Genomic DNA, 24,643 nt, shown 5'->3' with positions numbered 1-24,643 from the left:
CGTGCCGCCGCAGTGACTGCGGGTCAGGATGGGCAGTTCTGCGGCCTGCCGTCCGCTCCCTCGATCACGCCGTCGCCATCGCTATCCCAGGCGCTGCGTACACGCCCCATGCTGCTGACGATCAGCCTGGCTGCATATTTGTTGTCTGCCGAGGGGCAGAGGGCAATGCTGCCATAGCTGCTTGCCGTGCCATCGGGGCGGAAGCGAATGCTATCGAGGGTGGAGGCGCTCAGTCGATAACGGATCTCAGGCAATACCGGCTCCTGACGGATGAGTTCCGAGGTGTCGGCCTGACCATTCAGATTGTGGTCGATGAAAACAATGAGAAATCGGGCATCGGTTTTGACGCAGTTGTAACCATTCTGACTGGCACATAGAGTGGCGGTCTTTCTCTGAGTCACGGCGATGCTTCTGGCGTGCATCAGCAGGGATCTAGCTTGTTGTGCCGCGCTGTTCTTCTGGCTGTTCAGCGTCAGATGGGTGAAGGCGGGAACGGCCAGGCCCAGCAGTATGCCTAGGATAGCCGTCGAAATGAGGGCCTCGCCCAAGGTGAAGCCATATTCGTGCCGTCGCTGGATGATTCGCATCGTTTTCCTTCCTGGATTGTGGCTCCATGCCGACCGCACAGAGTACAAGGCAGTGCGTTGGCGGTATGCCGAGCAAGCGGCACTTTCCGGGCCTGACGGCAGGCTCGTGGCTGCACAACCTTGGCATGCAGTTCCCTGCAGGCGTATAACGGGCCGATTTACGGCCCGTTTTCTTTGGGAGAGGATGCGATGCGAGTCCTGGTGGTTGGCGGTGGCGCCATCGGTATGTTGTCGGCTCTGCGCTTGGCGGAGGCCGGGGTGGAGGTCCGTCTGTTGGATCAGAGCGCGCTCGGCCGGGAGTCTTCCTGGGCTGGCGGCGGCATCGTGTCGCCACTCTATCCCTGGCGTTACAGCCCGGCGGTGACGGCGCTGGCGCACTGGTCACAGGACTTCTATCCGGCGCTGGGCGAGCGCCTGCGGCAGGAAACCGGGATCGATCCCGAGGTGCATGTCACCGGCCTCTACTGGCTGGATCTGGAGGACGAGGCCGAGGCGCTGGCCTGGGCAGCGCGGGAGGGCCGGCCGCTGGCGGCGGTGGATATCGCGTCCGTCCACCAGGCGGTGCCGGCGTTGGGGCCGGGCTTCTCGCGGGCGCTGTTCATGTCGGGGGTGGCCAACGTGCGCAATCCGCGTCTGCTCGCCGCGCTGCACGAGGCGCTGGCGCGCCTGCCCAATGTAATCCTCGAGGAGAACCAGCCGGTGACGGGCTTCGTTCGCGAAGGCGAGCGTATCGTCGGGGTGCGTACGGCGTCCGGTGAGTTGCGGGCCGATCACGTGGTGCTCGCAGCTGGTGCCTGGAGCGGCGCGTTGCTCGCCACCCTGGGGCTGGAGCTGCCGGTCAAGCCGATGAAGGGCCAGATGATCCTCTACAAGTGCGCCGAGGACTTCCTGCCGCGGATGGTGATGGCCGACGGACGCTACGCGATTCCGCGACGGGACGGGCACATCCTGGTGGGTAGTACCCTGGAGGATGTCGGTTTTGACAAGACGCCTACCGGGGAGGCCCTGGAAAGCCTCAAGGCTTCTGCCGAGGCGCTGCTGCCAGCGCTGGCCGGTGCCGAGGTGGTCAAGCAGTGGGCGGGGCTGCGGCCTGGCTCGCCCGAGGGCATTCCTTATATCGGTCCGGTCCCCGATCACGAGGGACTGTGGCTGAACTGCGGGCATTTCCGCAACGGGCTGGTGTTGGCGCCGGCGTCCTGCCAGTTGCTCGCCGATCTCTTGCTGGCGCGCGAGCCGATCATCGATCCGGCGCCCTATGCGCCGGCCGGGCGGATTGGCCAGCGCTGAGCCGGTCCTCCCGAATACTCTCGCTCCGGCCCTCTCGGGCGAGGGGGTTACGCAGCCGCCGACTTCAGTCGATGCCCAGTTTCTTCAGGCGGTAGCGCATGGAGCGGAAGCTCAGGCCCAGGCGCTCGGCGGCGGCGGTGCGGTTCCAGCGGGTTTCCTCAAGGGCCTGCATGAGCAACCGGCGCTCGAGCTCTTCCAGGTAGTCCTCGAGGTTGTCGATGCCGGCCAGCGATGCCTCGCCGCGTTCGGCTGAACTCGGGTGTCGCAGAGGCGCAGGTCGCGGGCCTGGATCAGATCGTCCTCGCAGAGGGTGTAGGCTCGCTCCAGCATGTTCTCCAGCTCGCGCACGTTGCCCGGAAAGCGGTAACTGCAGAGCTTTTCCCGGGCGTCCTCGCTGAGCCGGGCGGGTGGCAGGCCGGCCTCTTCCGCCAGGCGCGCCAGCATGATCGTCGCCAGCGCAGGAATGTCCTCACGGCGTTCGCGCAGCGGCGGAACGCGCAGCTCGATGACATTCAGGCGGTAATAGAGGTCTTGGCGGAAACGGCCGGCAGCGACTTCGGCGGCCAGATCTTTGTGGGTGGCGCTAAGGATGCGCACGTCGACCACCATCTCCTGCTGGCCGCCGACCGTGCGCACGGCCTTTTCCTGGATGGCGCGCAGCAGCTTGACCTGCATCGGCAGCGGCAGGTCGGCCACTTCGTCGAGGAACAGGGTGCCGCCGTTGGCCGCCTGGAACAGGCCCAGCTTGTCCTCGATGGCGCCGGTGAAGCTGCCCTTGCGATGGCCGAAGAACTCGCTTTCCATCAGTTCCGAAGGAATGGCGCCGCAGTTCACCGGAACGAAGGGGCGTTCGGCGCGCGGACCCTGTTCGTGGATCAGGCGGGCCACCACTTCCTTGCCGCTGCCGGACTCGCCGCTGATGTAGACCGGCGCCTGGCTGCGGGCCAGCTTGGCGATCTGCTTGCGCAGGGTGCGCATCGGCGGTGAGTCGCCGATCAGTCGGCTGTCCACCGGCTCCTCTTTGGCCGCTGGTGCATGCAGACGCAGGGCGCTGGCGACCAGCTCGCGCAGGCGGGCGAGGTCGACCGGCTTGGTCAGGAAGTCGAAGGCGCCGGCCTTGAGGGCGTTGACCGCGGTATCCAGGCTGCCATAGGCGGTAATCATGGCGACTGGGACCTGCGAGTGGCGTTGCTGGATGTATTGCACCAGCTCCAGGCCGCTGCCATCGGGCAGGCGCATGTCGGTCAGGCACAGGTCGAAACGCTCGCGTCCCAGCCAGTCGCGCGCCTCCTGGAGGTTGCGGGCGCTGCGGGTGTCGAGCTTCATCCGGCCGAGGGTGATTTCCAGCAGTTCGCGGATGTCGGGCTCGTCGTCGACGATCAAGGCTTTCTGTCGGGCGCTCATGCTCGGACTCGGTTGCAGATGGCGGGAATTCGAAGGGGGCTAGGTGAGAGCATCCGTCAAATATCTAAGTCAGCTTGCGCGGGTGGGCGAAGGTGATGCGGAAGCAGCCGCCTCTGCCTTCGCTGCCGCGGTAGTCGAGGCGAGCCTGGTTGCTCTCGCATAGCTCGCGGGAAATGTACAGGCCCAGGCCGGTTCCCTTGCTTTCGGTGGTGAAGAAGGGTTCGAAGATGTGCTCGATCTGCTCGGCAGGCACGCCGGGGCCGTCGTCGAGCACCTCGAGCACTGGCAGGTCGCTGTCCGGATCGCGAAACAGCTTGAGCCAGACCTGGCCTTGTGGATGACGCTGAGCGCTGTAGCGCAGGCCATTTTGCACCAGGTTGCTCAGGATCTGGATGAGCTGGTTCGCATCCATGCGGGTCTTCAGCGAACCGTCCCGAATTTCCAGGTGCAGGACCTGGTTGGACGTCGCCGAGGCGCGGTATTCGCCCGCGAAGCGGTGCAGCCAGTATTTCAGGTCGAGCAGTTGTGGCTCGGCCTGGCGCCGACGCGACAACTGCAGCACGTTTTCGATCACCAGGTTCATGCGTCGCGACTGGTCCTGGATGATCTGCGCCAGGCGCCGGTCCGGGCCTTCGAGCGCCTCGGACTCCTGCAGCAGTTGCGCGGCATGGCTGATGGCGCCGAGCGGATTGCGGATCTCGTGCGCAATGCCGGCGGTCAGGCGGCCGAGCGAGGCGAGCTTGAGCTGCTGGGCCTGCTGGGCGATCTGCGAGACGTCTTCCAGGAAAATCAGGGTGCTCTGTCGGCCGCCGCGCTTGAGGGGCACGAAGTTCGGCTGAACCAGCGGGCCGTGGGGCAGGGTGTGCAGGTCCTGCGGGCGCAGGGTCGGGTTCTGTTGCCACTGCTGCAGGCGTTCCACCAGTTCCGGACAATGGGGAGCAAGCGGTTGTCCGACCAGTTCGGGGTTGCCCAGCAGGGTGAAAGCACTCTGGTTGGCCAGCACGATCTCCTGTTGCTGGTCGAGCACCAGGATGCCGGTCCGCATACGCTCCAGAATCTGCGCGTTCAAGGCTTGCAGGTCGGCGACCTCGGCAGCGCGCCGTTCGGCCAGGGTTTCGCTGCGTTGCAGGCGGCGGGTCAGGCTCTGCACGAACAGCGCACTGGCGAAGCACAGCGAACCCAGCGCTCCGGCATGCACGTACTGGGTAGCGGCCGCAGGACGGTTGAAGCCCAGGTAGAAGGTCATGTAGACCAGGCCGCTGGCCGCCACGGCGGCGATCAGCAGGCCGATCCGTCCGCGCAGGAGGATATTGGCGACGGCTACCGAGACGATGATCAGGTTGCCGATGCCGCTGGACGGACCGCCGGCCGTATAGAGCAAGCCAGAGAGCAGGATTACGTCGACCAGCGCCAGGCTGAAGATCTGCAGGGGCTTGGGGTGATGCACCAGGACGGCGACCACGATGTTCAGGATCAGATAGAACCAGCTGCCGTGGTGGAACAGCTCGGGGTGGGCGACCTGCAGCAGCCGTTCGTCCAGGTTGCTGGAGATCAGCAGTACCAGCAGCAGGCCGATGACCAGTCGATACAGATGGTACAGGCGCAGGACGTTACCGCCTTGAGGGCCGCCCAGCGGGTGGATGCCTAATGGGGCGCCGTAGTGCGGCAGGGGTTCAGCGCTCACCGCGGCTTGGGCCCTGGGTCAGATGCGCCTGGCTGCAGTACCAGAGGCGGCCTTCGGCCAGCGCCTCCTCGCGCGGCAGGTGAACGCCGCAGTGGGCGCAGCGCACCATGGGCTTGGGTGCTTCGGGGGCGGTCTTGGCGACGGGACGCGAGGCCGGGCGTGTCAGCCGGCGCCAGAGCCAAAGGACGGCGATGATGACGAGAGTCCAGAACAGCAGACGGATCATGGAGTGCTCTACTCGAAGGAGGGCCGGTATTTTAGCAAGCCGGGGGTTTTCCGGGACTATGCCGTAGCCGGCTCCGCGCGCGGGCCGGCATGGCGCGAAGGTTTTACGGTTCGCCCCGGCATGGGCTGGAGCGCGTTGTTTCCGCAGGCGCCGATGCGGGAGAATGGATTTTTCGATGCGCGCCCGTGTACATGCCGGGCGCGTCACATTCATCGGTGGAGACGGCCATGAGCCAAACCCTGCGGGTCGTGATGGCCCAACTGAATCTGCGCGTCGGCGATGTGCACGGCAATGTCGAGCGCATCGTCGAGGCAGCCTGCAGCGCCCGTGACGACTGGGACGCGGATGTCATCGTGTTTCCCGAGCTGGCGCTGTGCGGCTACCCGCCGGAGGATCTGCTGCTGCGCTCGAGCATGCAGTTGCGTATCGAGCAGGGCCTGCAGCGGATCAAGGACGAGGTTCGGGGCATCTATCTGGTGCTGGGCTACCCTTGGCTGGAAGACGGGCAGCGTTTCAACGCTGCTGCGGTGATCGCCGACGGCGAGCTTCTGGCGCGCTACTACAAGCAGCATCTGCCGAATTACCGGGTGTTCGACGAGCGCCGCTATTTCGAGCCGGGTAGCGAGGCCTGCCTGCTAGATATCAAGGGCGTGCCCGTGGCCTTGTCGATCTGCGAGGACATCTGGTTTCCCGGCCCCATGCGCCAGGCACGCGACGCCGGAGCGCGGCTGATGCTCAGCCTGAATGCTTCGCCCTTCCATCTGGACAAGCAGCGCGAGCGCGAGGAGATCCTCGCCGCCCGGACGACCGAAGGCGGCATGCCGGTGGTCTACGTCAACCAGGTCGGTGGGCAGGACGAACTGGTGTTCGACGGCGGTTCCTGCGTGGTCGCAGCGGACGGCCAGGTGACCCAGCGGGTGCCGGCTTTCACCGAAGGGCTTTATCCGGTCGATCTCCGCATCGAGGACGAAGGGGCGGTATTGCCGCACACTGCCAGCTGCGTGCCGCTGCCGGAACTGGAGGAGAGCGTCTATCAGGCGCTGGTGATGGGGGTGCGCGACTATGTGCGCAAGAACGGCTTCAAGGGGGTGATTCTGGGGCTGTCCGGTGGCATCGATTCGGCATTGACCCTGGCCGTGGCGGTGGATGCGCTCGGTGCCGAGCGGGTCGAGGCGGTGATGATGCCCTACCATTACACGGCACAGATGAGCCTGGAGGATGCCGAAGCGGAGGCCCGTGCTCTGGGCGTGACCTACCGGGTGCTGCCCATCGCGCCGATGGTCGAGGCGTTCATGGGGACTCTGGCGCCGGTGTTCGCGGGGCTCGGTCGGGACACCACCGAGGAGAACCTGCAGGCGCGCTGTCGTGGCACCTTGCTGATGGCCATTTCCAACAAGAAGGGCTATCTGGTACTGACCACCGGCAACAAGAGCGAGATGGCGGTCGGCTACGCGACGCTCTACGGCGATATGGCCGGCGGTTTCGACGTGCTCAAGGATGTGCCCAAGACCCTGGTCTTCCGTCTCTGCGAGTATCGCAACCGCCTGGGAACGGTGATTCCACAACGGGTCATCGACCGTCCGCCGTCAGCCGAGCTGGCTCCCGATCAGAAGGACGAGGACTCGCTGCCGCCCTATCCGGTGCTCGACGAGATCCTCAAGCTGTATGTCGAGTACGACTTGTCGGCCAATGCCATCGTCGCCGAGGGTTTCGACGAGGATACCGTGAAGCGGGTGCTGCGCCTGGTCGATCTCAACGAGTACAAGCGTCGTCAGGCAGCGGTCGGGGTACGGGTGACCCAGCGTGGTTTCGGCCGGGATCGGCGCTATCCGATCACTTCCGGCTGGCGGCTGGGGGATTGAGCGAGGAGTGCGGGCCGCCCTCGTGTGGCTGACCTACCGCTGAAACAAGAAGGGAGGCCTTTGGGCCTCCCTTCTTGTTCGTGCTGCCAGTACTGCTTCAGTCGAGCAGGCGAAGAGGATTCCACCAGGCGCGCTTGGGCTTGCGATCGGCGGCCTCGACCGCTTCGGGAGCCTCCTCGCCTTGCTTCAGATCGGCGCGAATTTCCTGGCGGGCTTCCTCGTACATGCGACGGATATCCTGATTGGCGCGGGTCTCGCCCGGAGGCAACGGCGGTTTGCTTTCGATCAAGCCGAGAGTCGCTTTGCCCAGCCAGGAGCGGTTGTCATCCTCTTCCTCCAGCGGCACGAACTGGCCGTTCTGCAGGCTGGGGTGATCCGGGTAGTTCAACTTCAGGGTTTCCAGGCTGGTGGCGGCCAATTCGTCCAGGGTCATGCGCTGGTAAGCCTCGACCATCACCGCCAGGCCGTCGCCCACCGCGGGCGTTTCCTGGAGGTTCTCCACCACGTAGCGGCCGCGGTTGGCGGCGGCGACGTAGGCCTCGCGCTTGAGATAGTAGTGGGCGACGTGGATCTCGTAGGCGGCCAGCAGGTTGCGCAGGTAGACCATGCGCGCCTTGGCGTCCGGCGCATAGCGGCTGTTCGGGAAGCGGCTGGTGAGCTGGGCGAACTCGTTGAAGGAGTCGCGGGCCGCGCCGGGGTCGCGTTTGGTCATGTCCAGCGGCAGGAAGCGCGACAGCAGGCCGCGATCTTGCTCGAAGGAGGCCAGGCCCTTGAGGTAGTAGGCGTAGTCGACGTTCGGGTGCTGCGGATGCAGGCGGATGAAACGTTCGGCTGCCGAACGCGAGGCCTCCGTCTCCTGGCTCTTGTAGTAGGCGTAGATCAGTTCGAGCTGCGCCTGCTCGGCATAGCGGCCGAACGGATAGCGCGACTCCAGCGCTTTCAGCTTGCTGGTCGCGGCGCTGTAGTTCTCGTTGCCGAGGTCGGTTTGGGCCTGCTGGTACAGCTCAGTCTCGCTGAGGTTCTCGTCGACGACATCCTCCTTCTCCTTCTTCGATCCGCAGGCGGCGATGAGAACGAGCGTGGCGATCAGCAGCAGGTGTTTCAGGTGCATGGAGGCTGTGCGTCCCTGTGACGGCGGCTGTCGGGGGCCGGGCCGTCCTGTTATGATGGGCGCCCCGCGTGAGCCGGGGCAGAGGGGCCGTATTTAACCACAAGCGCATGGCCGAAACCAAAAGCCATGCCCCGCCGTTGCCGAGCATGTCAATACATAACGATCAGGCCATTCGACTTCGTGCCGAAGTCCCCTTCGAGCTGGGCGGCCAGCGCCTCGACCAGGTTGCCGCACAGCTTTTCGCCGAACATTCACGCTCGCGCCTGGCCGCCTGGATCAAGGACGGGCGCCTGACCGTCGATGGCGCCGTGCTGCGCCCTCGCGACGTCGTGCATGGTGGCGCCCTGCTCGAGCTGGATGCCGAACAGCAGGCGCAGGGCGAGTGGGTCGCCCAGGCTATCGACTTGGACATCGTTCATGAGGACGAGCAGATCCTAGTGCTGAACAAGCCGGCCGGGCTCGTCGTGCATCCGGCCGCTGGGCACGCCGACGGCACCCTGCTCAATGCGTTGCTCCATCATGTGCCGGGGCTGGTCAATGTGCCGCGCGCCGGCATCGTCCATCGCCTGGACAAGGACACCACCGGCCTGATGGTGGTGGCCAAGACCCTGCAGGCGCAGACGCGGCTGGTCGAGCAGTTGCAGGCGCGCAGCGTCAGCCGCATCTACGAGGCCATCGTGGTCGGCGTGATCACTGCCGGTGGCACCGTCGAGGCCCCCATCGGCCGGCATGGCCAGCAGCGCCAGCGCATGGCAGTGATTGAGGGTGGAAAGCCGGCGGTCAGCCACTATCGCGTACTCGAACGTTTCCGCGCGCATACCCATACCCGCATCAAGCTGGAAACCGGACGCACCCACCAGATCCGTGTGCACATGGCCCACATCGGCTATCCGCTGGTGGGCGATCCGGTCTATGGCGGGCGCTTCCGCATCCCGCCGGCGGCCAGTCCGACCCTGGTGCAGGCGCTCCGGGAGTTTCCGCGCCAGGCCCTGCACGCCCGTTTCCTCGAGTTGGACCACCCGGCCAGCGGCGAGCGCCTGAAGTGGGAGGCGCCGCTGCCGGACGATTTCGTCTGGCTGCTGACGCTGTTACGCCAGGACAACGAGGCGTTCGTCTGATGGATGCCTGGCTGGTGCCGGACTGGCCTGCACCGGCACGGGTGCGCGCCGGCGTGACGACTCGCGCGGGCGGCGTCAGTGTCGCGCCCTTCGATAGCTTCAATCTCGGCGACCATGTCGGGGACGAGCCACGGGCCGTGGCCGAGAATCGCCGGCGTCTGCAGTCCAGCCTCGACTGCGAGCCGGCCTGGCTGCGTCAGGTGCATGGCGTGACGGTGGTACCGGCCGATCCGACGCTGACAGCCGAGGCCGATGCCAGCTGGACGGATCGCTCTGGCATCTGCTGCGCCATCCTGACTGCCGACTGCCTGCCAGTCCTGTTCTGCGATCGTGCCGGCACGCGGGTGGCGGCGTCCCATGCCGGCTGGCGCGGGCTGGCCGGTGGCGTTCTGGAGGCGACTCTGGATGCCCTGGCAGTGGCGCCGGAGGAGTTGCTGGTCTGGCTCGGTCCGGCCATCGGTCCGGCGGTCTTCGAGGTCGGTCCGGAGGTGCGCGCAGCCTTTCTCGCGCATCATCCGCAGGCCGCTGAGGCTTTCGTTGCGAGTCACAACCCCGGGCGTTTCATGGCTGATCTCTACCAGTTGGCGCGCATCCGCCTGGCTGCTCGCGGCGTCGAGGCCGTATACGGCGGCGGTTTCTGCACCTATAGCGATCCACGCTTCTATTCCTATCGCCGCGCCCCGCGTACCGGTCGTTTCGCCAGTCTGGTCTGGCTGACGACTCCCTGACCGCTTTCTTCGCTGCAAGGGCGAAGGGACTGCGTCCATCGTTCCAATTGCTGACACGGATCAAGCCTGCGCCCTTGAATCCCCGCCGATCATCCTTATCTATGCTTCAACTCGGCAGGTGCTCCAGCGCGCCAGCCCGCTCCTTATAGGAAGGATGACTCCATGCGAATCGACCGATTGACCAGCAAACTGCAACTTGCCCTGTCCGATGCCCAGTCCGTGGCGGTCGGTCTCGACCATGCCGCCATCGAGCCGCTGCACCTGATGCAGGCGCTGCTCGATCAGCAGGGTGGCTCGATCAGGCCGCTGCTGATGCAGGTCGGCTTCGACATCAATGCCCTGCGCCAGGCGCTGAGCCAGGCATTGGGCCAGTTGCCCAAGTTGCAGAATCCCACCGGTGACATGAACCTGTCCCAGGACCTCGCGCGTCTGCTCAACCAGGCTGATCGTCTGGCACAGCAGAAGGGCGATCAGTTCATCTCCAGCGAGCTGGTGCTGCTTGCCGCGCTGGATGGCAATACTCGCCTGGGCAAACTGCTGCTCGACCAGGGGGTATCGAAAAAGGCCATCGAAAACGCCGTCAGCAACCTGCGCGGCGGCCAGACGGTGAACGATCCGAACGCTGAGGAGTCGCGTCAGGCATTGGACAAGTATTGCGTCGACATGACCGCGCGGGCCGAGGAGGGCAAGCTCGACCCGGTGATCGGTCGTGACGACGAAATCCGCCGTACTATCCAGGTGCTGCAGCGGCGCACCAAGAACAACCCTGTGCTGATCGGTGAGCCGGGGGTCGGCAAGACGGCCATCGTCGAAGGGCTGGCACAGCGTATCGTCAATGGCGAGGTGCCGGATGGCCTCAAGGACAAGCGTCTGCTGTCCTTGGACATGGGATCGCTGATTGCCGGCGCCAAATTCCGCGGCGAGTTCGAGGAGCGCCTGAAGGCTGTGCTCAACGAGCTGGCCAAGCAGGAAGGGCGGGTGATCCTGTTTATCGACGAGCTGCACACCATGGTCGGCGCCGGTAAGGCCGAGGGCGCCATGGACGCTGGCAATATGCTCAAGCCGGCTCTAGCCCGCGGCGAGCTGCATTGCGTCGGTGCTACCACTCTCGACGAGTACCGCCAGTACATCGAGAAGGACGCTGCTCTGGAGCGCCGTTTCCAGAAGGTGTTGGTGGATGAGCCGAGCGAAGAGGACACCATCGCGATCCTGCGTGGCCTCAAGGAGCGCTACGAGGTGCACCATGGGGTGACCATCACCGATGGCGCGATCATCGCCGCGGCAAAGCTGTCGCACCGCTACATCACCGACCGCCAGCTGCCGGACAAGGCCATCGACCTGATCGACGAGGCGGCCAGCCGCATCCGCATGGAGATCGACTCCAAGCCCGAGGAGCTGGACCGTCTCGATCGCCGGTTGATCCAGCTGAAGATCGAGCGCGAAGCGCTGAAGAAGGAGACCGACGAAGCGACCAAGAAGCGCCTGGCCAAGCTGGAGGAGGATATCGTCAAGCTCGAGCGCGAGTACGCCGACCTCGAGGAGATCTGGAAATCCGAGAAGGCCGAAGTGCAGGGCTCGGCGCAGATTCAACAGCAACTGGAACAGGCCAAGCTGGACCTGGAAGCGGCACGGCGCAAAGGTGATCTGAACCGCATGGCCGAGCTGCAGTATGGCCAGATTCCCGAGCTGGAGCGCAAGCTGGCCGCCGTCGACAGCGGCGCGCCGCGGGAGAACCAGTTGCTGCGCAACCGCGTCACCGACGAGGAAATCGCCGAGGTGGTATCCAAGTGGACCGGTATCCCGGTAGCCAAGATGCTCGAGGGCGAGCGCGAGAAACTACTGAAAATGGAGGAGTTGCTGCATCAGCGGGTGATCGGCCAGCATGAGGCGGTGACCGCCGTGGCCAACGCGGTGCGGCGCTCCCGCGCTGGGCTCGCCGATCCGAATCGGCCGAGCGGTTCCTTCCTTTTCCTCGGCCCGACCGGGGTAGGTAAAACCGAGCTTTGCAAGGCACTGGCCGAATTCCTCTTCGATACCGAGGAGGCGTTGGTGCGCATCGATATGTCCGAGTTCATGGAAAAACACTCGGTGGCCCGGTTGATCGGTGCCCCTCCGGGGTATGTCGGCTACGAGGAGGGGGCTATCTGACCGAGGCGGTGCGTCGCAAGCCTTACTCCGTGGTGCTGATGGACGAGGTGGAGAAAGCCCATCCCGATGTGTTCAACATCCTTCTGCAGGTACTGGAAGATGGTCGCCTGACCGATAGCCACGGGCGTACAGTGGACTTCAAGAATACTGTGGTGGTGATGACGTCAAACCTCGGCTCGGTGCAGATCCAGGAGTTGGCCGGCGATCGAGAGGCTCAGCGTGCGGCAGTGATGGATGCGGTAAGCCATCACTTCCGGCCAGAGTTCATCAACCGTATCGACGAGGTCGTAGTGTTCGATCCGTTGGCCCGTGAGCAGATCGCCGGTATCGCCGAGATCCAGCTGAAGCGCTTGCGTCGGCGTCTGGCCGAGCGTGAACTGAGCCTGGATCTCTCCGATGAGGCTCTGGACAAGCTGATTGCCGTCGGCTACGACCCGGTCTACGGGGCTCGGCCGCTCAAGCGGGCGATCCAGCGCTGGATAGAGAACCCGCTGGCACAGCAGATCCTTGCCGGCCGGTTCGCTCCTGGAGCGAAGATCTCAGCCCAGGTGGTGGGTGACGAGATAGTCTTTGGCTGATACCTCTTCTCGACCTTCTCTCCCTGCGGGGGGAGAGGACAAAAATAAGTAATTGCTGCAAAAAGCATTTTTCAAGGGTTGACAGGGGCGCCTGGAGCCGTAAAATGCGCGCCACTGCAACGGAGACGGTGTTTTCGGATTCGCTGCAGTTGAGAAGCGATGAAAGTTCCGCGATAGCTCAGTCGGTAGAGCAAATGACTGTTAATCATTGGGTCCCTGGTTCGAGTCCAGGTCGCGGAGCCAGCTTTCAGACGGGGTATAGCGCAGTCCGGTAGCGCGCCTGCTTTGGGAGCAGGATGTCGGGAGTTCGAATCTCTCTACCCCGACCATCTCTTCATGTGCTTGGGTCGTTAGCTCAGTCGGTAGAGCAGTTGGCTTTTAACCAATTGGTCGTAGGTTCGAATCCTACACGACCCACCATCTCTTGTCGTATGCACTTTCGAGTCTTCGAAGTCGTACTTCCTGCGCTGCATTATTCTCTTATCCCTTGGCTCGCATTTCTCTCCTGCCTTGGCTTGGTTTCTAATCGGGCCGGTATCCGTGTGTCCAAAATTCTTCGATGCAAAGCGCCAAAAGCTGAGGTGTGCCACGGAAGCTGTCTGCGCTGCGGCAGGCAGTGAAAGGCCCCTGCGAGCAGTGGTGCTCGCAGGGGAGGAGGAGGTCAGTGGAGTTTGAGACGGGGTTCGGTGCTGCTGCGGAAGCGGTCGCCCAGCATCATCATCAGGGTGCGGAAAGTGCCGTACAGCGCCATCTGATGCATCCGATACAGTGAAATGTAGAACTTGCGGGCCAGCCAGCCTTCCAGGGTTACGTTGCCGGTCAGGTTGCCCATCAGGTTGCCGATCGCCGAGAAGCTCGAGAGCGAAATCAGTGAGCCGTGGTCGCTGTAGCGGTACTCAAGCAGGGGCTTGTCTTCCTGCAGCTTGCGATAGATCGACTTGGTCAGCAAGGTAGCCTGCTGGTGAGCGGCTTGGGCGCGCGGCGGAACGGTACGGTCGGTGCCAGGCTGCGGACAGGAGGCGCAATCACCGAAGGCAAAGATGTCGTCGTCGAGAGTGGTCTGCAGGGTCGGGCGCACCAGCAGTTGATTGATGCGGTTGGTTTCCAGGCCGTCCAGATCCTTGAGGAAGGCAGGGGCGCGCACGCCGGCAGCCCAGACCATGAGGTCGGCGGAGATGAACTGGTCATCCTTGGTCCTCAGGCCTTCGGCGGTGACTTCGCTGACGGCAGTGCTGGTGAGCACGCGAACGCCGAGACTTTCCAAAGTAGCATGTGCCGAGCGGCTAATGCGTTCAGGCAGGGCGGCCAGCACGCGCGGGCTGGACTCGATCAGCGTGATGCTGAGATTTTCCGGCGGAATGCGTTCCAGGCCATAGGCGACCAGTTCCTCGGAGGCGTGGCGCAGTTCGGCGGCCAATTCGACGCCGGTGGCGCCGGCGCCGACGATAGCGACATTCACCTGATGGTTGTTGGCATCGCTGGCATGGGCGCGTAGGTAATGGCTGAGCAGAAGGCGACGGAAACGTTCGGCCTGGTCACGGCTCTCCAGGAAGATGCAGTTTTCGGCGGCACCCGGGGTACCGAAGTCGTTGGTGGTACTGCCAACAGAGAGGATCAGGGTGTCGTAGCTCAGTTCGCGCTCGGGCAGAGGGGCGCGGTCTTCCTGGGCAGGCTGGGCTGCCAGACGAATGCGCTTGTTGGCGCGGTCCAGTCCGCACATGCGGCCATATTGGAACTCGAAGTCGTTCCACTTGGCCTGAGCCACATAATTCAGTTCGTCACCGGTCGAGTTCAGCGAGCCGGCTGCGACTTCATGCAGCAATGGTTTCCAGAGGTGGGTCATGTTGGCGTCGACCAGGGTGATCTTTGCCTGATAGTTCCTGCCCATGGTTTTGCCGAGACGGGTAGCGAGTTCCAGGCCGCCGGCGCCGCCGCCTACAATTACGATACGATGAGTCATAGCTAGGGTCTCACAAGGTTGAAATGAAAAGGTTGCAAAAACGGGGCAGAAGCGTCGGGGCGAGCGCAAAGCAGCTCAGAGCACCAGACGTCCCAGAATGCGACTCAGCAGGCCTAGGCAGACGACCACGGTCAGCACGATCAGTGCGAGGCGCCAGGGGCGGAACGGCTGGCGCTCTACCTGATGCTGTGGGGAGCTCAGGTACTCGTTGACTCGTTGCTGATCCTCGGGGTTCAGGCGGCTTGCCATGCAGGGCTCGCATTCTGCAAAAATCGTTCACTAAGCGATCCGGCTACCCGGAAAGCCCATGCTTTGTTGATGTGAATCATAACTCCTTGTGACGCTCGGCTGGCAAGATGTCTTTTGGCTAAAATTTCAATGTGGCGAAAGTTCGCATTTTAAAAATGACGCCGAGTTCAGGGGCGTATTAAGGCCTGCTCCGTGGCGGCGTATCCGGATAGTCCTATTCTGACCGCCGTCTTCCGTTAGCAGGGTTGCATCCGGTGTAGACTTTGCCGCCCGCTCTCCGGAGTTTTTCCATGCCCGTTCGCCCCGTCACCCCTGCCGATCATCCGGCCTTGCTGGCGTTGTGGCGGCGCACGCCGGGCCTGCAACTGCGCGCCGAAGATGATTTCGAGCCCTTCTGCAACTATCTGGCGCGTAATCCCGGACTGAGCCAACTGGTCGAGATCGATGGCCGGATCGTCGCTTCGCTGCTGGTCGGCCATGATGGGCGGCGCGGTTACCTGCAACATCTGGCGGTCGACGAATCCCACCGCGGCCGTGGCTTTGCCCAGGCGCTGCTGGACGAGGCGCTCGTCAGGCTCGCACAGCTGGGAATCAACAAGTCCCATGTGTTCGTCCTGCGGGACGCTCTGCAGGCCCAGGCCTTCTGGGAAGCCCAGGCCGGCTGGGAAGGCCGCAGCGATATTCGGGTCTATTCCACACGGAGGAACTGCGAGTGAGACTCGTCGTCAGTATCGTGCTTGCCTTGATGCCAGTCTGGGCGCAGGCCCTGGAGGTGGGTGAGCGGCTTGCGCCCTGGACCCTGCTGGACCAGCATGATCAGGCCTACAGCCTGAGCGAGGAGACCCGCATTCTGCTGGTCGCGCGCAGCATGGACGGTGCCCGGTTGGTCGAGGCCGCGCTCAAGTCGCGGCCGCAGGGGTACCTGGAGGCACGTCGGGCGGCGTTCGTTGCCGACATCAGTCGTATGCCTTCGCTGGTCGCTCGCCTGTTCGCCGTTCCGGCGATGCGCGACTACCCCTATCGTGTGCTGCTCGACCGCGATGCCCGGATCGCTTCCCGTTATCCAGGCGATCCGGCCAAGGTGTTGTGGCTCGATCTGGAGCAGGGGCGACTGCGCGCCCAGCGCGAATTCGGCGATGCCGGTGCCTTGGCAGCAGCCCTTGAGCAGGCGATGCCGTGATTGCTGCCGATCTGCTGGCACCCAGTACCCAGCTGATCGGCGGAGGCCTCTATCTGGGGCTCCTGCTTTATGCCGCTTGGCGGGCGCCCTGGCTGGAGCTGTTCAGCGACAGCCGGCGCCAGCATCTGCTGTTCGGTACTGTCCTAGCGCTATTTCTGCTCTGGTTGGTGCGACGCGATTTCGTTTCCGGGTTGTCCTTTCACTTCATCGGCATGACGGCGGTGACCCTGCTGCTCGACTGGCCGCTGGCCGTGCTCGCCGGATTGGCTGCTCAGCTCGGGCTGCTGGCGCTGGGGCGGCAGGACCTGGCGGCGCTGGGCGTCAACGGCCTGCTGTTGGTGGCCATTCCGGTGTCGATCACCGAAGGCTGCGCTCTGCTGGTCGAGCGCGCGCAGCCGCGCAACCTGTTCGTCTACATCTTCTGTTCGGGCTTCTTTCCGGCTGCGCTGAGCGCCTTGGCCTGCTTGCTGGCAGGGCTCGGCGTGCTGTGGCTGGATGGTCGCTACGAAATGCCGCCGTGGCTACTCGATTACCTTGGCTACCTGTGGCTGGTGATGTTTCCTGAGGCGTTCATCAATGGCGCGGTGGTCAGCGGGCTGGTGGTGTACTGCCCGGAATGGCTGGAAACCTTCAACCGCAGCCGCTACCTGCAGGCCCCCTGGAAGGATGACGAGCCGGGCTGAGCTTGTTCTATTTCGCGTGGTTCAATGACCACGTGGCGGCAGCTCCCCGGAGAACACTTCGTCTTCGAGGCTGTCGCCGGGAATGGCATGTTCCTCGGCCGCCCAGGCGCCCAAATCGATCAATTTACAGCGCTCGCTACAGAACGGCCGGTAAGGGCTCTGCGGGCCCCACTCGACCGGTGCCCGGCAGGTGGGACAGGTTACCGTCAACGGTTGTTTCATGGCTGACCTCCATTAAGAGTCAGGTAGAACCGATGCAGGCGTTCGACTTCGCTGTACAGCCAGGACAAGTCGCGGTCGTTCAGCAGCACGTCGTCGGCATGGCGCAAGCGCTCTTCGCGGCTGGCCTGGGCCTTGATGATCGCCTCGACCTGCTTGCGATCCGCCTGGTCGCGCTGCATGGCGCGTTCGAGCTGCAGGGATTCGGGCACATCGACGACCAGGATACGCTGGGTCAACTTGTGCTGGTCGGTTTCTACCAGCAGCGGCGACTCCAGGATGGCATAGGACGAAGAAGCCTGCTCCAGGCTGGCCAGAATCTCCTGGCGGATCAGCGGATGCAGCAGGCGCTCCAGCCAACGGCGCTCCTCCTCGTTCTGGAACACTCGCTGGCGCAGTGCGGCGCGATCCAGGCTGCCGTTCGCCAGCAGAATCTCCTGGCCGAAGTGCCCGGCGATCTTCGCCAGCGCCGGACGTCCGGGTTCCACCACCCAGCGTGCGGCCTGATCGGCATCCACCACATGAGCGCCGAGATCACGAAAATGCCGGGCGGCGGCGCTCTTGCCGCTGCCGATGCCGCCGGTCAGGCCGAGAATCCAGGGTTTCATGAGCGCTCCCAATACCGAAGTGCCGTGCTAGATACCGCGTTGCCGGCGGATATGCAACGCTTCGTGGCTCGTGGTCCTTGCGCAGGGCTGGCGCAATCCGGCATGGGCCCCCAAAAAAGCCGGCCAGGTTGCGCTCGCCCCCTAAAGGCCAGCGAAGCGCAGGTAGCTACCGGTGATCTGCTCGCCCCAGAGCAGGGCGATCCAGCCGGCGAGAGCGAGGAAGGGGCCGAAGGGGATCGGCGTGCCGCTTTCGGCCTGGCGCAGGCGCAGGATGACGATTCCCAGCACGGCACCGACCAGCGAGGAGAGCAGGATGGTCAGCGGCAGGATCTGCCAGCCACCCCAGGCGCCGAGCATCGCCAGCAGCTTGAAGTCGCCGTAGCCCATGCCTTCCTTGCCGGTGAGTAGCTTGAACAGCCAGTACACCGACCACAGGCTGAGATAGCCGGCCACCGCCCCCCAGAGCGCATTTTCGAGGGAAACGAACAGCCCGAAATTGTTGAGGATCAGGCCCAGCCAGAGCAGCGGCAGCACCAGCGAGTCCGGCAGCAGTTGGTGGTCGTAGTCGATCAGGCTCATGGCCAGCAGGCCCCAGCCGAGCAGCAGCATGGCGCCAGCCTGCCAGCCGAAGCCGTAATGCCAGGCGACATGGGCAGAGAGCAGCCCGCAAGCCAGCTCCACCAGCGGATAGCGCACACCGATCGGCGCCCTGCAGGACGAACAGCGGCCGCGCAGGGCCAGCCAGCCGAGCAGCGGGATATTTTCCCAAGGGCGGATTTCGTGCCCGCACTGCGGACAGTGGGAGTGGGGCAGCAGCAGGTTGAAGGGCTCGCCCGGCGCCTCGCCAGGCAGTTCCAGCACGTCACGCGCCTGCGCCTGCCAATCGCGCATCATCATCTTCGGCAGGCGATGAATCACCACGTTGAGAAAGCTGCCGACCACTAGGCCCAGCAGCCCGGCAAAAACGGCGAAGGCCAGCCCGGAGCCGGCCAGAAGATCGTGAATGGACATGCTCAGACCACCGCGCCCAGCTGGAAGATCGGCAGGTACATGGCGATGATCAGGCCGCCGACCAGCACGCCGAGCACCGCCATGATCATCGGCTCCATCAGGCTGGTCAGGCCGTCCACCATGTTGTCCACCTCGGCTTCATAGAAGCTCGCCACCTTGTCGAGCATCTCGTCCAGCGCGCCGGATTCCTCGCCGATGGCGGTCATCTGGATCGCCATGGTCGGGAAGGTGCCGGTGGTGCGCATGGAGAAGTTCAGCTGCATGCCAGTGGTGACATCGGCCTTGACCTTCTCGGTGGCGGTGCGGAACACCACGTTGCCGGTAGCGCCGGACACCGAGTCCAGCGCATCGACCAGCGGCACGCCGGCGGCGAAGGTGGTGGACAGGGTACGGGCGAAGCGGGCCACCGCCGACTTGTGGAGGATCTCGCCGACGATCGGCAGCTTGAGCAGGGTACGATCCGTCCAGTTGCGGAATTTCTCCGAGCGCTGATGCGCCTGCTTGAGGGTGAAGGCTATGGCGAACAGCACCAACAGACCATAGAACCAGTATTCCTGCATGACCTCGGACATACGGATGACCATGCGGGTGAAGGCCGGCAGCTCGGCACCGAAGTTGGCGAACACCGACTCGAACTGCGGCACCACCTTGATCAGCAGGATCGCCGAAACGATGACCGCCACCACGATCACCGCGATGGGGTAGTTCATCGCCTTCTTGATCTTGGCCTTCAGCGCCTCGGTCTTTTCCTTGTAGGTGGCGACCCGGTCCAGCAGGTTTTCCAGGGCGCCGGACTGCTCGCCGGACTCCACCAGATTGCAGTAGAGATCGTCGAAGTACAGCGGCTTCTTGCGCAGGGCGGTGGCGAAGCTGTTGCCGGCCGCCACCTCCTGCTTCACCTCATCCACCAGCTTGCGCATGTTCGGGTTGTCGAAGCCCTCGGAGATGATGTCGAAAGCCTGCAGCAACGGCACACCGGCCTTCATCATGGTCGCCATCTGCCGGGTGAACAGGGCGATGTCCATCGGCTTGATCTTCTTGCCGGCACCGAACAGCGAGGCGGTCTTCTTGCGCACCTTGGTCGGGTTGATGCCCTGCTTGCGCAGCTGCGCCTTGACTAGCGCCGGATTCTGGCCGCTCAGCTCGCCCTTGACCTTGGCCCCGCGCCGGTCGGTGCCTTCCCAGGTGAACAGGCTGGTTTTCAACGCTTTTTCCGCCATGGTTAATCCTTGGTGACGCGGTTGACTTCTTCCAGGCTGGTGACGCCCTGCATGGCTTTCAGCAGGGCCGATGTGCGCAGATCGTTGAAGCCGTCGGCGCGCATCTGCCGGGCGATATCGATGGAGTTGCCATCCTCCATGATAATGCGCTGCAGGGCCGGGGTGATTTTAACCACTTCATAAATGCCGACCCGGCCCTTGTAGCCGCCGTTGCAGTTCTCGCAGCCGACCGGGAAGTAGAGCTTGAAGGTGCCGATGCGCGCCTCGGGGAAGCCCTCCTCGAGCAGCGCCTCGCGGGGAATGTCCACCGCCTTCTTGCAGGGGCACAGCTTGCGTGCCAGGCGCTGGGCGATGATCAGGTTCACCGAGGTGGCGATGTTGAAGGAGGGCACGCCCATATTGCGCAGGCGGGTCAGGGTTTCCGCAGCGCTGTTGGTGTGCAGGGTGGACATCACCATGTGACCGGTCTGCGCGGCCTTGATGGCGATCTCCGCGGTCTCCAGGTCGCGGATCTCGCCGACCATGATGATGTCCGGGTCCTGGCGCAGGAAGGCGCGTAGCGCCTGGGAGAAGTCCATGCCCTGGCGCGGGTTGACGTTGACCTGGTTGATACCCTCCAGGTTGATCTCCACCGGGTCTTCCGCGGTGGAGATGTTCACCTCCGGGGTGTTGAGGATGTTCAGGCCGGTGTACAGGGATACCGTCTTGCCCGAACCGGTCGGGCCGGTCACCAAGATCATCCCCTGTGGCTGGTTCAGCGCCGCCAAGTAGAGCGCCTTCTGCTCTTCCTCGTAGCCTAGGGCGTCGATGCCCATCTGCGCGCTGGAGGGATCGAGTATCCGCATCACGGTCTTCTCGCCCCACAGGGTTGGCAGGGTGTTGACCCGGAAGTCGATGGCCTTGGTTTTCGACAACTTCATCTTGATCCGGCCGTCCTGCGGCTTGCGCCGCTCGGAGATGTCCAGCCCGGCCATCACCTTTAGGCGTGCGGCGATCTTCGGTGCCAGCTGGACCGGAGGTTTGGTCACCTCATGAAGGATGCCGTCGGTGCGGAAGCGTACCCGGTAGCTCTTCTCGTAAGGCTCGAAGTGCAGATCCGAGGAGCCGCCGCGGATCGCATCCAGCAACATCTTGTTGATGAAGCGCACCACCGGGGCGTCCTCGGCACCTCCGTTCGCGTCGGCCTCGTCGTCCTTCTGGCCGGCTGCCTCGACGTCGAGTCCGTCCAAATCGGCGTCACCGAGATCGTCCAGGCCGGTGCCAGCGCCCTCGAAGTACTTCTCGATGGCCTCGCCCAGCCGGTCGTCCTCGACCAGCACGGCCTCGGTGTTCAGCCCGGTTCCGAAGCGGATCTCGCGGACCGCCTCATGGTTGGTCGGGTCGGAAATTGCCACGAACAGCCGGTTGCCGCGCCGCCACAGCGGCAGGGCGCGGTGTTGGCGGATCAGCTTTTCGCTGAGCAGGTCCCGGGGTTGGCTCTCCTTGTCCAGCGTCCTGAGGTCGAACAGGGCGATGCCGAACTGCTCGGCGGCCAGCTCCGCCAGTGCCCGGCTCTTTACCAGCTTGCTCTGCACCAGCCAGGTAACCAGCGGGGTCTGGTTGCGCTGCGCCTGCTGCTGGGCCTGCTGGGCAGTCTTCTCGTCAATCAGTCCGGCCAGCACCATCTGCCGTGCCAGGCCGGGGAGGGAAATGTCGTTGCTCATCGGGTGGATGGCTCTATGCGCGCTGAAAGGGTGGATGGGCTGATGACTGGTGCCGCCAAAGCTCTATCTGCCACAGTTCCCTGGGGGGATAGGGGCGAGGATAAAAGCCAGAGAGGAAAGAACTTTCGGCTAATGACGGCAATTAGCCATTTATATTGCTGGCCCGCCTTATAACCCAGTTGCCAAGCTCTGCCAAATGCCTGGATGCGAGGTGACAAAAAATGTCAGGAATTGGCGGATTTGCGGTTGGCTTTTTGCGGTGAAGAGATATTCGGGATATTGGAAGTACTCGAAACTTCGGACGTTTTGTCGCGCGGTTGAATCGGCTTTTGTGATGTATTGCCCATTAGGAGAAGTTGTTGCCGGGGGAGTTATGTATGTCCTCCATGGAGGGCTGCCCCAGTAATGGCGAGGCTTGTAGCGGTTGTTATTGGATCGCGCAGAGAGTTAAAAACAGAACATCTTCAAGTTGAATTGAGAAAAGATGGCATATCGCCTGCAGTGTCTCTGGTAGGCATGAAAGAAAGCCTAAACACTTCAAGGAGATGTTTGATGAAAGCTCAACTGCAGAAAGGTTTTACCCTGATTGAATTGATGATCGTTGTGGCGATTATCGGTATTCTGGCTGCTGTCGCACTGCCGGCGTATCAGGATTACACCGTACGTGCCAAGGTGTCTGAAGTCATGCTGGCGGCAGACGGTTGCAAAGCGGCCGTGGCTGAGTATCTGCAAACCAATAACGCATTCCCGGCCGATGCAAACGCAGCGGGTTGCAGCACGGCTGCCAGCAAATACGCTACAGGCTTGACGGTTTCCAATGCTACTGCAGCCATCACCGTCACTGTCCAGGGTACTGGTTCCGGAGCTGATACCAAGAATCTGATTCTGCAGCCGACTTCGGATGCTGGTCGTACCACTGCAATTTCGATTACTGGTGGTGTCATGACTCCGGTAGTGAGCTGGTCGTGTGGTACCAATGCTACTACAACTGATCTGAAGTACTTCCCGGCTAGCTGCCGCCAGGCTGTGTTGGGTGGTCTGTAATCGCCTTGTAGCTGTGTAGGCTGGGTGTAACCTGCAGCCTTGTAGCTTTGCAACGCCCTTGGCATGACGACGGGTTTCACCCACCCCACGAACGCCCCGCCCCCATGCGGGGCGTTCGCGTTTCACGTTACCCATTGTCGACTTGCCCCCATTCGGATTGTCTGGAGTCTCATCTAGAATGCTTCTGTCGAAGCCAATCAATCGCTGGAGCGCCTTCGCACTTCATCTCCTGCTCAGCCTAGCGCTTCTTGTCGTGTCGGTATCGGTTGCGTTGTTATGGCTCTTCCCAGGCGGGCTTTTTCAGGCCGCCGGTGGTTGGGAGGGGCTGAGAATCGTCGGAGCGGTCGATCTGGTGCTCGGTCCCTGCCTGACCCTGATCGTGTTCAATCCACAAAAACCCCGGGCAGAGCTGGTCCGGGATCTGTCGCTAATCGCTCTGGTGCAACTGCTTGCCTTGGGGACTGGTGCCTGGCTGGTGGCCAATGCTCGTCCGCTGGTGGTGGTGCAGGTGTTCGACACCTTCTATGCGCTCAACCGCGAAGATTTCCGACAGCTAAATGTTGCAGAGAATGAGCTGGACCGGTTGTCGGGATGGACGCCGAAGTACTTCTATGTAGAGGTGCCAGAGAACGCGGTGGAGTTCGTAGTTCAGCATACTCTGGGCCAGCTCAATGGTGAGACACCACTCCAGCAACGTGTTGACCTGTACCGCGAGCTGACGACCGACCGCCGAGCCGTGGAGAAGATTTTTCACGGCGCCGTCTGGGAGGTGGAGAGCGGTTGCTTCCGGGTGGATATCGAGTCTTCCTACCGGAGCGGTTCGATCTGCTTCGACCCGCAGACGCAGCGCATGTCGGATTTTGTGCCGAAGCATTCGTAGCAAGACAGCCAATGCTTTGGCAGCCGTTTATCTATGTGGAAGCCAGCTTGCTAGGGCCTGTTGACGTTTTGACGCGAGCCGCGTTGCCGCGTCAAATGCCGCTAGGCAAGGCGCGGGGCGCCAGCAATGGTCATTCCCTTGCCAAGACCCGCAACGCCGCATGGCGGCATTTGCCGCGCAACCCGCAGGGACGGGCCTCCGTCGCGGCCTACGCCAAAACGTCAACAGGCCCTAGAGCCTGTTATTAACCACTGCTTTGGTTATCGTTTGCAGTTATGCAGACGACAACCCGAAAACCCTACCCCACCGATGTCAGCGATGAGGAGTGGGCCTTCGTGGCGCCCTATCTGGCGCTGATGCCCGAATCCTCCGCCCATCGCGTCCACAGCCTGCGCGAGGTCTTCAATGCCCTGCGCTACATCGTCCGCGGCGGCCTGCTCTGGCGGCAGATGCCGCATGATCTGCCGCCGTGGCAGGTGGTGTATCAGCAGACCCGACGCTGGATCGAGGCCGGCGTCTTCGAGGAACTGCTGCATGATGTGCGCGAGTTGATCCGGGTGGCGGACAAGCGCAAGGCTCAGCCCAGCGCCGTGATCTCGACAGCCGCACCCTGCAGTCGACGCCGGAAAGCGGCGCACGGGCCGGCTATGACGGGGCCAAACGCCGCAAGGGCTCGAAGGTGCATATGGCCGTGGATACGCTGGGGCAGTTGCTCGCCCTGCGGGTGACGCCCGCCAACGAACAGGACCGCGCCCAGGTGGCCGCCCTCGCCGAGCAGGTGCAGCGGGTGACCGGTGAGGCGGTGGAGGTTGCCTTCGCCGACCAGGGCTACAGCGGCGAGTCGGCGGCCCGGCAGGCAGAGGCGCATGGCATCCAGCTGGAAGTGATCAAGCACACGGAAGCGAAGAAGGGCTTCATCCTGCTGCCCCGGCGCTGGGTGGTCGAGCGCAGCTTCGGCTGGATGGCCCGCTTTCGAAGACTGAGTCGGGATTACGAGCGCCTGGCCTCGACGCTGGCGGGCTTTCACTTCATAGCCTTTGTTTGCCTGATGTTGCCGACTGCTCTCAAGGCCTTGGCAACACTCGGCTGATCAAGAAACGAACGGGTTAATAACAGGCTCTAGCGATCAGCTGTCTACTCAAGAGCATCGCCA

The 24,643-nt window shown here is 63.4% G+C and carries 20 protein-coding genes, 3 tRNA genes and 3 pseudogenes; 14 read left to right on the top strand and 12 right to left on the bottom strand.

Going from position 1 to position 24,643, the window contains the following annotated elements:
- Window positions 1-23: 23 nt before the first annotated feature.
- Window positions 24-587: a GspH/FimT family pseudopilin gene (locus Atro_RS08155; RefSeq protein ID WP_497927174.1), complete on the bottom strand. Its 564-nt coding sequence runs from the start codon at window positions 585-587 to the stop codon at window positions 24-26.
- Between the two features lie 189 nt (window positions 588-776).
- On the opposite strand from Atro_RS08155, the gene thiO reads away from it, so the two are divergent.
- Window positions 777-1,874: a glycine oxidase ThiO gene (thiO, locus tag Atro_RS08150; RefSeq protein WP_497927173.1), complete on the top strand. Its 1,098-nt coding sequence runs from the start codon at window positions 777-779 to the stop codon at window positions 1,872-1,874.
- Between the two features lie 64 nt (window positions 1,875-1,938).
- Here thiO and Atro_RS08145 read toward each other — a convergent pair.
- The 3 genes and pseudogenes from Atro_RS08145 to Atro_RS08135 all read right to left on the bottom strand — a co-directional run bounded on the left by Atro_RS08145 (window position 1,939) and on the right by Atro_RS08135 (window position 5,188).
- Window positions 1,939-3,278: pseudogene (locus Atro_RS08145) on the bottom strand (sigma-54-dependent transcriptional regulator).
- A 64-nt stretch (window positions 3,279-3,342) separates the two neighbouring features.
- Window positions 3,343-4,920 carry a sensor histidine kinase gene (locus Atro_RS08140; RefSeq protein WP_497927641.1) on the bottom strand — a complete coding sequence of 526 codons (1,578 nt, stop codon included), beginning with the start codon at window positions 4,918-4,920 and terminating at the stop codon, window positions 3,343-3,345.
- Between the two features lie 31 nt (window positions 4,921-4,951).
- Window positions 4,952-5,188, bottom strand: a complete 237-nt coding sequence (locus Atro_RS08135) for a PP0621 family protein (protein ID WP_497927172.1) — start codon at window positions 5,186-5,188, stop codon at window positions 4,952-4,954.
- A gap of 227 nt (window positions 5,189-5,415) precedes the next feature.
- Here Atro_RS08135 and Atro_RS08130 point away from each other — a divergent pair, with 227 nt between their 5' ends.
- Entirely contained in the window at window positions 5,416-7,050 is a 1,635-nt protein-coding gene (locus Atro_RS08130) for an NAD+ synthase (protein ID WP_497927171.1), read from the top strand.
- A 97-nt stretch (window positions 7,051-7,147) separates the two neighbouring features.
- Here Atro_RS08130 and Atro_RS08125 read toward each other — a convergent pair whose 3' ends face one another.
- Complete coding sequence (locus tag Atro_RS08125) at window positions 7,148-8,161, bottom strand: outer membrane protein assembly factor BamD (protein ID WP_497927170.1); 1,014 nt, start codon at window positions 8,159-8,161, stop codon at window positions 7,148-7,150.
- A 146-nt stretch (window positions 8,162-8,307) separates the two neighbouring features.
- Here Atro_RS08125 and rluD point away from each other — a divergent pair, with 146 nt between their 5' ends.
- The 6 genes and pseudogenes from rluD (at window position 8,308) to Atro_RS08095 (ending at window position 13,153) form a co-directional block, all read left to right on the top strand.
- Complete coding sequence (gene rluD / locus Atro_RS08120; RefSeq protein WP_497927169.1) at window positions 8,308-9,279, top strand: 23S rRNA pseudouridine(1911/1915/1917) synthase RluD; 972 nt, start codon at window positions 8,308-8,310, stop codon at window positions 9,277-9,279.
- Window positions 9,279-10,007, top strand: coding sequence for a peptidoglycan editing factor PgeF (gene pgeF / locus Atro_RS08115; RefSeq protein ID WP_497927168.1), 729 nt, complete (start codon window positions 9,279-9,281; stop codon window positions 10,005-10,007). Before rluD ends, pgeF begins: the two co-directional genes overlap by 1 nt.
- Before the next feature lie 162 nt (window positions 10,008-10,169).
- Window positions 10,170-12,733: pseudogene (gene clpB / locus Atro_RS08110) on the top strand (ATP-dependent chaperone ClpB).
- Between the two features lie 167 nt (window positions 12,734-12,900).
- Window positions 12,901-12,976 (top strand) — tRNA-Asn (locus tag Atro_RS08105).
- Window positions 12,977-12,985: 9 nt separating this feature from the next.
- Window positions 12,986-13,062: transfer RNA gene (locus Atro_RS08100), tRNA-Pro, on the top strand.
- A gap of 15 nt (window positions 13,063-13,077) precedes the next feature.
- Window positions 13,078-13,153, top strand: a tRNA-Lys gene (locus Atro_RS08095).
- Window positions 13,154-13,394: 241 nt separating this feature from the next.
- On the opposite strand, the gene Atro_RS08090 is transcribed toward Atro_RS08095, so the two are convergent.
- Window positions 13,395-14,693 carry an NAD(P)/FAD-dependent oxidoreductase gene (locus tag Atro_RS08090; protein WP_497927167.1) on the bottom strand — a complete coding sequence of 433 codons (1,299 nt, stop codon included), beginning with the start codon at window positions 14,691-14,693 and terminating at the stop codon, window positions 13,395-13,397.
- A gap of 75 nt (window positions 14,694-14,768) precedes the next feature.
- The gene (locus Atro_RS08085; protein WP_497927166.1) at window positions 14,769-14,942 is read right to left on the bottom strand and encodes a DUF3094 family protein; all 174 of its coding nucleotides are present in this window, start codon (window positions 14,940-14,942) and stop codon (window positions 14,769-14,771) included.
- 290 nt (window positions 14,943-15,232) lie between these two features.
- On the opposite strand from Atro_RS08085, the gene Atro_RS08080 reads away from it, so the two are divergent.
- The 3 genes from Atro_RS08080 to Atro_RS08070 are packed head-to-tail and all read left to right on the top strand — an operon-like array spanning window position 15,233 to window position 16,805.
- Complete coding sequence (locus Atro_RS08080; RefSeq protein ID WP_497927165.1) at window positions 15,233-15,658, top strand: GNAT family N-acetyltransferase; 426 nt, start codon at window positions 15,233-15,235, stop codon at window positions 15,656-15,658.
- Between the two features lie 29 nt (window positions 15,659-15,687).
- Window positions 15,688-16,122, top strand: a complete 435-nt coding sequence (locus Atro_RS08075; protein ID WP_497927640.1) for an FAD/FMN-containing dehydrogenase — start codon at window positions 15,688-15,690, stop codon at window positions 16,120-16,122.
- Complete coding sequence (locus Atro_RS08070) at window positions 16,119-16,805, top strand: energy-coupling factor ABC transporter permease (protein WP_497927164.1); 687 nt, start codon at window positions 16,119-16,121, stop codon at window positions 16,803-16,805. The genes Atro_RS08075 and Atro_RS08070 overlap by 4 nt, the downstream gene beginning before the upstream one ends.
- 21 nt (window positions 16,806-16,826) lie before the next feature.
- On the opposite strand, the gene yacG is transcribed toward Atro_RS08070, so the two are convergent.
- From yacG to pilB, 5 genes are all read right to left on the bottom strand, one after another.
- Window positions 16,827-17,027: a DNA gyrase inhibitor YacG gene (yacG, locus tag Atro_RS08065; protein ID WP_497927163.1), complete on the bottom strand. Its 201-nt coding sequence runs from the start codon at window positions 17,025-17,027 to the stop codon at window positions 16,827-16,829.
- The gene (gene coaE, locus Atro_RS08060) at window positions 17,024-17,632 is read right to left on the bottom strand and encodes a dephospho-CoA kinase (RefSeq protein ID WP_497927162.1); all 609 of its coding nucleotides are present in this window, start codon (window positions 17,630-17,632) and stop codon (window positions 17,024-17,026) included. Before coaE ends, yacG begins: the two co-directional genes overlap by 4 nt.
- Window positions 17,633-17,773: 141 nt before the next feature.
- Window positions 17,774-18,643: a prepilin peptidase gene (locus Atro_RS08055; RefSeq protein ID WP_497927161.1), complete on the bottom strand. Its 870-nt coding sequence runs from the start codon at window positions 18,641-18,643 to the stop codon at window positions 17,774-17,776.
- Between the two features lie 2 nt (window positions 18,644-18,645).
- Window positions 18,646-19,863: a type II secretion system F family protein gene (locus Atro_RS08050; RefSeq protein WP_497927160.1), complete on the bottom strand. Its 1,218-nt coding sequence runs from the start codon at window positions 19,861-19,863 to the stop codon at window positions 18,646-18,648.
- A gap of 2 nt (window positions 19,864-19,865) precedes the next feature.
- Window positions 19,866-21,566, bottom strand: coding sequence for a type IV-A pilus assembly ATPase PilB (gene pilB / locus Atro_RS08045; RefSeq protein ID WP_497927159.1), 1,701 nt, complete (start codon window positions 21,564-21,566; stop codon window positions 19,866-19,868).
- A 552-nt stretch (window positions 21,567-22,118) separates the two neighbouring features.
- On the opposite strand from pilB, the gene Atro_RS08040 reads away from it, so the two are divergent.
- The 3 genes and pseudogenes from Atro_RS08040 (at window position 22,119) to Atro_RS08030 (ending at window position 24,580) form a co-directional block, all read left to right on the top strand.
- Complete coding sequence (locus Atro_RS08040; protein ID WP_497927158.1) at window positions 22,119-22,610, top strand: pilin; 492 nt, start codon at window positions 22,119-22,121, stop codon at window positions 22,608-22,610.
- Window positions 22,611-22,788: 178 nt separating this feature from the next.
- Complete coding sequence (locus tag Atro_RS08035; protein WP_497927157.1) at window positions 22,789-23,490, top strand: hypothetical protein; 702 nt, start codon at window positions 22,789-22,791, stop codon at window positions 23,488-23,490.
- Between the two features lie 275 nt (window positions 23,491-23,765).
- Window positions 23,766-24,580 (top strand): annotated as a pseudogene (locus Atro_RS08030) (IS5 family transposase).
- Window positions 24,581-24,643 lie beyond the last annotated feature (63 nt).

The organism is Azotobacter tropicalis (assembly GCF_059739045.1).
Note: the sequence above shows the minus strand (reverse complement) of the source record. Positions and strands in the feature narration are given on the sequence as shown.